Consider the following 6410-nt stretch of genomic DNA (forward strand, 5'->3'; position numbering starts at 1 on the left):
ATCTACACGCTGGGCAGCCAGCCGGGAACCACAATCACCAACAACTACCTGCAGGGCGTCCCGGCCGGTCACAAGTACGGACTCCACCCGGACGAGGGCTCGGCGTACATAACCTTCCGCGACAACGTCCTCAGCGTGGACAAGAACGTCACGTGGCTCATCAACTCCGACGACTTCGGGCGCAAGCATGATCTGAGCATCACGCAGACATACGGCCCCATCAACAAGGTCTCCAACAAGAACCTGCCGAACAGCACGATCCAGGACATCCTCGTGTCCTCCGACTACGTCTGGCCGTCGCAGGCATACAGCATCGCCGTGAATTCCGGACTCGAGGACGCGTACAGGAACATCATCCCGCAGAGCAATCTTTCTCTGCCGGACTACGTCCTGCCCGCCAGCACGTTCGTCGCCGCCGGTGTGACGTCGGTTCCCATCCGGAGCGCCGGCGACGCGAGCAAGACGGTCTGGCTGGCGCCCTCGGGTACGACCTCCTTCACCGCCGGCAGCACGATGACCAGGGCAGGTGGAACCGCGACCTCCATCGCCGTTCCGGCGTCGGCCGGCGATTACCGGCTCTTCGTCGTGGACGCCCAGGGGAACCGATCCGCTGAGTCGAAGTCGCTCGTCAGGCAAGGAAACGGCGGCGGGAGCGCCCAGCAGGGCTCGATCGTGGGCGGCCAGTCGGGCCGATGCGTGGACGTGACCGGCGCCTCCCAGACCAACGGCACCCAGGCCCAGCTGTACGACTGCAACGGACAGACCAACCAGCGGTGGACGTACACGTCCGGCAAGCAGCTGCAGGTGTTCGGCAGCAAGTGCCTGGACGCGTACAACCAGGGCACCTCCAACGGCACCCAGGTGATCATCTGGGACTGCAACGGACAGACCAACCAGCAGTGGAACGTCAACTCCAACGGCACCATCACCGGTGTGCAGTCCGGGCTGTGCCTGGACGCCAACGGCGGCGGCACCGCCAACGGCACGAAGCTCATTCTGTGGACGTGCAACGGCGGCGCGAACCAGCAGTGGAGCCTGCGCAGCTGATGTGAGGTTCCCACCGGGCCGCGGGCGGTCATACACACCGCCCGCGGCCCGCCCTGCCGCCGCCGCGCCGCCCCGGCCCTCCTCCACCGGTGACGCGCGCCCGACGGACGGATGGCAGGATGCTTGCGGGAGTGGTCATGACGGTCAGGGCGCGAGGGGACGCGCGCCGGACCGCGGGAGAGCCGGAGGAGGCCGATGAGCCGGAGGAGCCATCGCGTCGCCGTGCTCGTGCTGGAGGGCGCGAAGCCCCTCGACGTCGGCATCCCCGCGCAGGTGTTCTCCAACCGGCCGAGCATGCCGTACGAGGTGCGGGTGTGCGGCGCCGCGCCCGGACTGGTGACCGGCGGCGACGGCCTCTCCTACCACGTGGCCGAGGGCCTCGACGCCTTCGAGCAGGCCGACACCGTCTTCATCCCCGGCTATCGGGAGCCGGCGACCACGGAGCCGCCGGCCGCGGTACTCGGGGCGCTCATGGCCGCCCACGAGCGCGGAACCCGGCTCGCGGCCATCTCGACAGGGGCGTTCGCGCTGGCGGCGACGGGCCTGCTCGACGGCAAGCGGGCGACGACCCACTGGCACTACACGAAAGCCCTCGCCGGCAAGCATCCGCTCGTGCGGGTGGACGAGAACGTGCTGTTCGTGGACGAGGGCGACGTGCTGACGTCGGCGGGCGCGGCGTCCGGCATCGACCTGTGCCTGCACCTGGTGCGGCGCGACCACGGCGTCGGGCTGTCCAACCACGTGGCGAGACGGCTGGTGGCGGCGCCCTATCGAAGCGGGGGTCAGGCGCAGTACGTTCCCCGCAGCGTCCCCGAGCCGCTCGGCGACGTGTTCGCGAACACGCGGGAGTGGGCCCTGGCGCACCTGTCGGAACGGCTGACCCTCGAGACTCTCGCCCGCCATGCGCGGGTGTCGGCGCGCACCTTCTCCCGGCGGTTCGTGGAGGACACCGGCCACACGCCGATGCAGTGGGTGCTCCGGGCACGCGTGGACCTCGCCCGCGAACTGCTCGAACGCACCGACCTCGGCGTGGAGCAGATCGCCGACCGGGTCGGGCTCGGCACCGGCGCCAACCTGCGCCTGCACTTCCAGCGCATCCTCGGCACCTCCCCGACCGAGTACCGCCACACCTTCTCGGCGTGAGTTCCCCGACTCCCCGTGTGCCAGTGAGGCGTGGCGAGATCCTTGCGAACGGTGGCGAAACTTCTGGCTTGATCCTTGCGCATGCTGTCATTCAGGCCACTGTCAGCCCGGCGCCCGGACGCCGATCATGGAGCGCGAACGAAAGGAGTGCCCATGACGCGCATCGCCGTCAACGGATTCGGCCGCATCGGACGCAACACCCTCCGCGCCCTGCTGGAGCGTGACAACGACCTCGAAGTGGTCGCCGTCAACGACCTCACCGCCCCCGAGACCCTCGCGCACCTGCTCAAGTACGACAGCGCGCTCGGCCGCCTCGGCCGCTCCGTCGAGGTCGACGGCGCCGAGCTCGTGGTCGGCGGCCGCCGCATCCAGGTGCTCGCCGAACGCGAGCCGGCCAAGCTGCCCTGGGCCGAGCTCGGCGTCGGCATCGTGCTCGAGTCCACCGGCCGCTTCACCGCGGCGTGTGCCGCCCGCGCGCACATCGACGCGGGCGCCAGGCGCGTGCTGGTGAGCGCCCCCTCCGACGGCGCGGACGTCACGCTCGCCTACGGCGTGAACACCGAGGCGTACGACCCCGCCACGCACGTGATCGTGTCGAACGCCTCGTGCACCACGAACGCGCTGGCTCCGCTGGCGTCCGTCCTCGACGACCTGGCCGGTATCGAGCACGGCTTCATGACCACGGTGCACGCCTACACGCAGGAGCAGAACCTGCAGGACGGCCCGCACCGCGACCTGCGTCGCGCCCGCGCGGCCGGCGTGAACATCGTGCCCACCACCACGGGGGCCGCCAAGGCCATCGGCCTGGTGCTGCCGAACCTCGACGGCAAGCTGTCGGGCGACTCGATCCGCGTGCCGGTCCCGGTGGGGTCGATCGTGGAGCTGAACACCGCCGTCTCACGCGAGGTGACGCGCGACGAGGTGCTCGCGGCCTACCGCGCCGCCGCCGACGGCAGGCTCAAGGGCATCCTCGATTACGCCGACGAGCCGCTGGTCTCCAGCGACATCACCGGCCACCCTGCGTCGTCGATCTTCGACGCCGCTCTCACCCGGGTCGAGGGCAGGCACGTCAAGGTGGTGGCCTGGTACGACAACGAGTGGGGCTTCTCGAACCGGGTCGTCGACACGCTGGAGCTGCTCGCGCGCGACTGAGCCCTTCTCAACAGGTCATCCGCGGTATCCACGACGTCTGCGAGCGCGCGAACTCCCTGCTCAAAACCACCTTCAAGGCGTTGCGGCGGGTCAGTCCAGACCCCAACCGGATCAGCGAATCGTCGCTGCGGCGCTCGTCCTGCTCCGCCTGGAGCACCGCCGTACCATCTGAATCAAAGGAGGACCATGGAGACCCAGGACTGGGAGCCGATCGACTCCGCGGACGAGTTGCGGGAGCTGCTCGGCACCCCCAAGCCGGCCGCGATCGCGAAGGAGCGGAAGACCCTTCACGAGCTGGACCGGGCCTGGCTGGCCGCCTCGCCGTTCTGCCTCATCGCGACCTCGGACACCGACGGCAACTGCGACGTCTCACCCAAGGGCGACCCGCCCGGATTCACGCTGATCCTGAACGACTCGACGATCGCGATCCCCGAACGGCCCGGCAATCGCAGGGCGGACGGATTCCACAACATCCTGCGCAACCCGCACGTCGGCCTGATCTACTTCGTCCCCGGCCGCGGCGACACCCTGCGCGTCAACGGCAGGGCGCGCCTGGTGCGCAAGGCCTCCTTCTTCGACCAGATGGTGGTCAAGGGGCACCGGCCGCAGCTCGCGATCGTGGTCGAGATCGAGCAGATCTTCCACCACTGCGCCAAGGCGTTCCTCCGCTCGGAGCTGTGGCGCCCGGAGAGCTGGAACCCGCAGGCCCTGCCATCGCGGGCGCGCATCGCCCAGGCGCTGGAGCGACCGGAGGACCCGATCGAGGAGTTGGAGCACTACTACGGCCCCTCCTACGCGGAGGGGATGTACCGCTGAGCGGGCTTGACCTGGGAGAGCAGAGGCGAAGACCGTCGTCACGTGCTGGACTCGGTCACCGTTGCCGTACTCGATCGCCAGCTTGGAAGGGGAAGTCCGATGTCGATGGGTGAAGTGGTGGCGTGCACCCACCTGGTGCCCATGGCAGGCGAGCAACGCGAAGTGCAGGCGTTGCTCGTCGCGGGCGAGGCGGCGAGCAGTCACGGCCCGAGTTCGGCGAGGGGACAGGGAGGGGGACCCTTGCTGCGCCTGTAGCTGTCGGCCAATCCAACCCGGACGCACAGGCGGAACTGAAAGAACGAGGGCTACGCGCACCATCTGATCACGATCACAGGACGTGACGGCCGCGTACCGGCAATGGCTCAGTGGGTAGCAAGACGCACGCGGGGTCCGACTACAGAAGGCTGCCGCGGTACATGTCCGATGCGCTGTGACAGGACCTTAGCCTGCCTGCAGCACACCCTCGTCTTTACATGTCGACGGAGATGGGGCATCCGTGAACAAAAGAAGCTTGCGAAGGTGCCACACACCGTCCCGGCTGACCTCGACATGGCTATTCGGATTCTCCGGAAGGCCACGCTTCCGCTGGCAGACATGGCAGATCCGATCGTGGCACGGCGGGTCGTCGATGCGCTCGTCTCACCCTCGACGGGCGGCCTGCCGCCGCCGACACTGCGGCACGCTCCCGCAGAGGGCCGAGCAATGCCCTGGAATATGCAGTTGACCTCGGAGAACTGGCCGAGAATCCACTCAAGCGCATTAAGCGAAAGCATATCGCGAGAAACGACACGGTAGGCCGTCGCGTCGTCGTCAATCCAACGGAGGCTCGTGAACTGCTCACCGCCGTTTCGTACGAAGGAACGGAGCCCTCGAATACTCCTGCCAGTGGCCCACGACTGGCCCACAGCCGACGAGCGCCAACGAGAACGGGCGGGACTCCGTGAGACTGGAGACCCGCCCGGTGATCTGTCGTTGGCCCTGGTCAGCGGTTTGATCCGCTGGTCAAGGTCTGGTGCCCCCTGCAGGATTCGAACCTGCGCACCCGGCTCCGGAGGCCGGTGCTCTATCCCCTGAGCTAAGGGGGCTCAACCGGAGACAAGGTTACCAGCACTTGAAGGGCGCTCGTCACATCGATAGGCCGGGTGACCGATCTCTCTCACGCACATCGGCAAAACCGCGCGCCCGGCCGGTCCCACAGGCTAGCTTGGCGGCCGTGAGCGAGCTTCTGGGTCGAGTGCTGGTGGTGGATGACGACGAGGTCATCCGGCAGCTCATCGCGGTCAACCTGACCCTTGAGGGGTTCGAGGTGGAGACCGCGTACGACGGGCAGGACTGCCTCGACCGCGTCCACGACGTGGATCCCGACGTGATCACGCTCGACGTCATGATGCCCCGTCTGGACGGCTGGGAGACGGCGACCCGGCTGCGGAACGACCCGAGCACGGGTCATATCAAGGTCGTGCTGATCACGGCCCGGGCCCAGGAGGACGACCGGCGCCGCGCGTTCGGCATCGGGGTGGACGCCTACCTGACGAAGCCCTTCGACCCGGCCGAGCTGATCGAGGTCGTCCGCGACCTCGCCAAGGGCAGCGCCGGCTGAGCCGGTCGGCCCACGAACGGATCGGCGGACCCGCCCGTAGCCGGAGGTCGTACAGCGACCCTGCTCGTGATCGTGCCCGCCTCGGCCGCCCCGGTGGCCGTCGCGAGGCCGGCCGCTCCATCGCGGCGCCTTCCCCACAGTGGGAGTGGTCGTCCGGCGACCGCCCCTGGACGAGGACTTTACCGATCGGCCGGTGAACGCCGGGCCCGACGGGGTAGGGCGGCCAGGGGATCCCTGGCAGGCCGACCTGCGCGACGCGGCGGCTGACCATCTGAGGATCTACCGGCCGGCCAGGAGTGCCCCTGGCGGCCCCTTGTGGCGGAGCCGCGGAGCCCGCCGTCTCGTCTCTTTCTCATCTTTTCGATCACGTGTGTCCTCGTCCTGACGCCGGCCCGTGCCGCCCCGGCCGGGGCCCCGAGTGCGCGACGCGCACCCGCTGTCGGCCGCCGCGTGGAGCGGCCGCGTCAGCGGCGAGTGGAGGGAGCATCCGATGAGCGATCCGGTCAACCGCCCCCCTGAGCTTCCGCGCGTACGGCGCGGGACACCCCGCCGGTTCCTCCTCGGAGTCGCCGCGGCCCTGGTGGTGGCCGGCGGCGCCGGGGCGGCCACGGTCGCCGCCTCCGCCGGGCACGAACAGCCGGTGGCCGTGGCC

The 6410-nt window shown here is 69.1% G+C and carries 5 protein-coding genes, 1 tRNA gene and 1 pseudogene; 6 read left to right on the forward strand and 1 reads right to left on the reverse strand.

The window, feature by feature from the left end:
• The 5 genes and pseudogenes from MPTA5024_RS42465 to MPTA5024_RS22345 form a co-directional block, all read left to right on the forward strand.
• Positions 1-1047, forward strand: a 1047-nt coding sequence (locus MPTA5024_RS42465) for an RICIN domain-containing protein (RefSeq protein ID WP_036327678.1), incomplete at its 5' end; no start/stop codon positions are given.
• Positions 1048-1242: 195 nt separating this feature from the next.
• On the forward strand, positions 1243-2190 hold the full coding sequence (locus MPTA5024_RS22335; protein WP_036327680.1) for a GlxA family transcriptional regulator: 948 nt from the start codon (positions 1243-1245) through the stop codon (positions 2188-2190).
• Positions 2191-2343: 153 nt separating this feature from the next.
• A complete protein-coding gene (gap, locus tag MPTA5024_RS22340) occupies positions 2344-3342 on the forward strand; it encodes a type I glyceraldehyde-3-phosphate dehydrogenase (RefSeq protein WP_036327682.1) in 999 nt (332 codons plus the stop codon).
• A 41-nt stretch (positions 3343-3383) separates the two neighbouring features.
• Positions 3384-3514, forward strand: a pseudogene (locus MPTA5024_RS41170) (IS5/IS1182 family transposase); the annotation flags it as partial.
• 14 nt (positions 3515-3528) lie between these two features.
• Complete coding sequence (locus tag MPTA5024_RS22345; protein WP_036327684.1) at positions 3529-4158, forward strand: pyridoxamine 5'-phosphate oxidase family protein; 630 nt, start codon at positions 3529-3531, stop codon at positions 4156-4158.
• A 1010-nt stretch (positions 4159-5168) separates the two neighbouring features.
• On the opposite strand, the gene MPTA5024_RS22350 is transcribed toward MPTA5024_RS22345, so the two are convergent.
• A tRNA-Arg gene (locus MPTA5024_RS22350) sits at positions 5169-5243 on the reverse strand.
• Positions 5244-5392: 149 nt separating this feature from the next.
• Between MPTA5024_RS22350 and MPTA5024_RS22355 the strand changes: the two genes are divergently transcribed.
• Complete coding sequence (locus tag MPTA5024_RS22355; protein WP_036327685.1) at positions 5393-5758, forward strand: response regulator transcription factor; 366 nt, start codon at positions 5393-5395, stop codon at positions 5756-5758.
• Positions 5759-6410 lie beyond the last annotated feature (652 nt).

It is taken from the genome of Microbispora sp. ATCC PTA-5024 (genome assembly GCF_000511135.2).
In the GTDB taxonomy this organism is placed as follows: Bacteria; Actinomycetota; Actinomycetes; order Streptosporangiales; family Streptosporangiaceae; genus Microbispora; species Microbispora corallina.

Excerpts from the sequence above, each read along its gene's own strand:
- MPTA5024_RS22335 (WP_036327680.1), top strand. The coding sequence starts at position 1,243 with ATGAGCCGGAGGAGCCATCGCGTCGCCGTGCTCGTGCTGGAGGGCGCG.
- gap (WP_036327682.1), top strand. The coding sequence starts at position 2,344 with ATGACGCGCATCGCCGTCAACGGATTCGGCCGCATCGGACGCAACACC.
- MPTA5024_RS22345 (WP_036327684.1), top strand. The coding sequence starts at position 3,529 with ATGGAGACCCAGGACTGGGAGCCGATCGACTCCGCGGACGAGTTGCGG.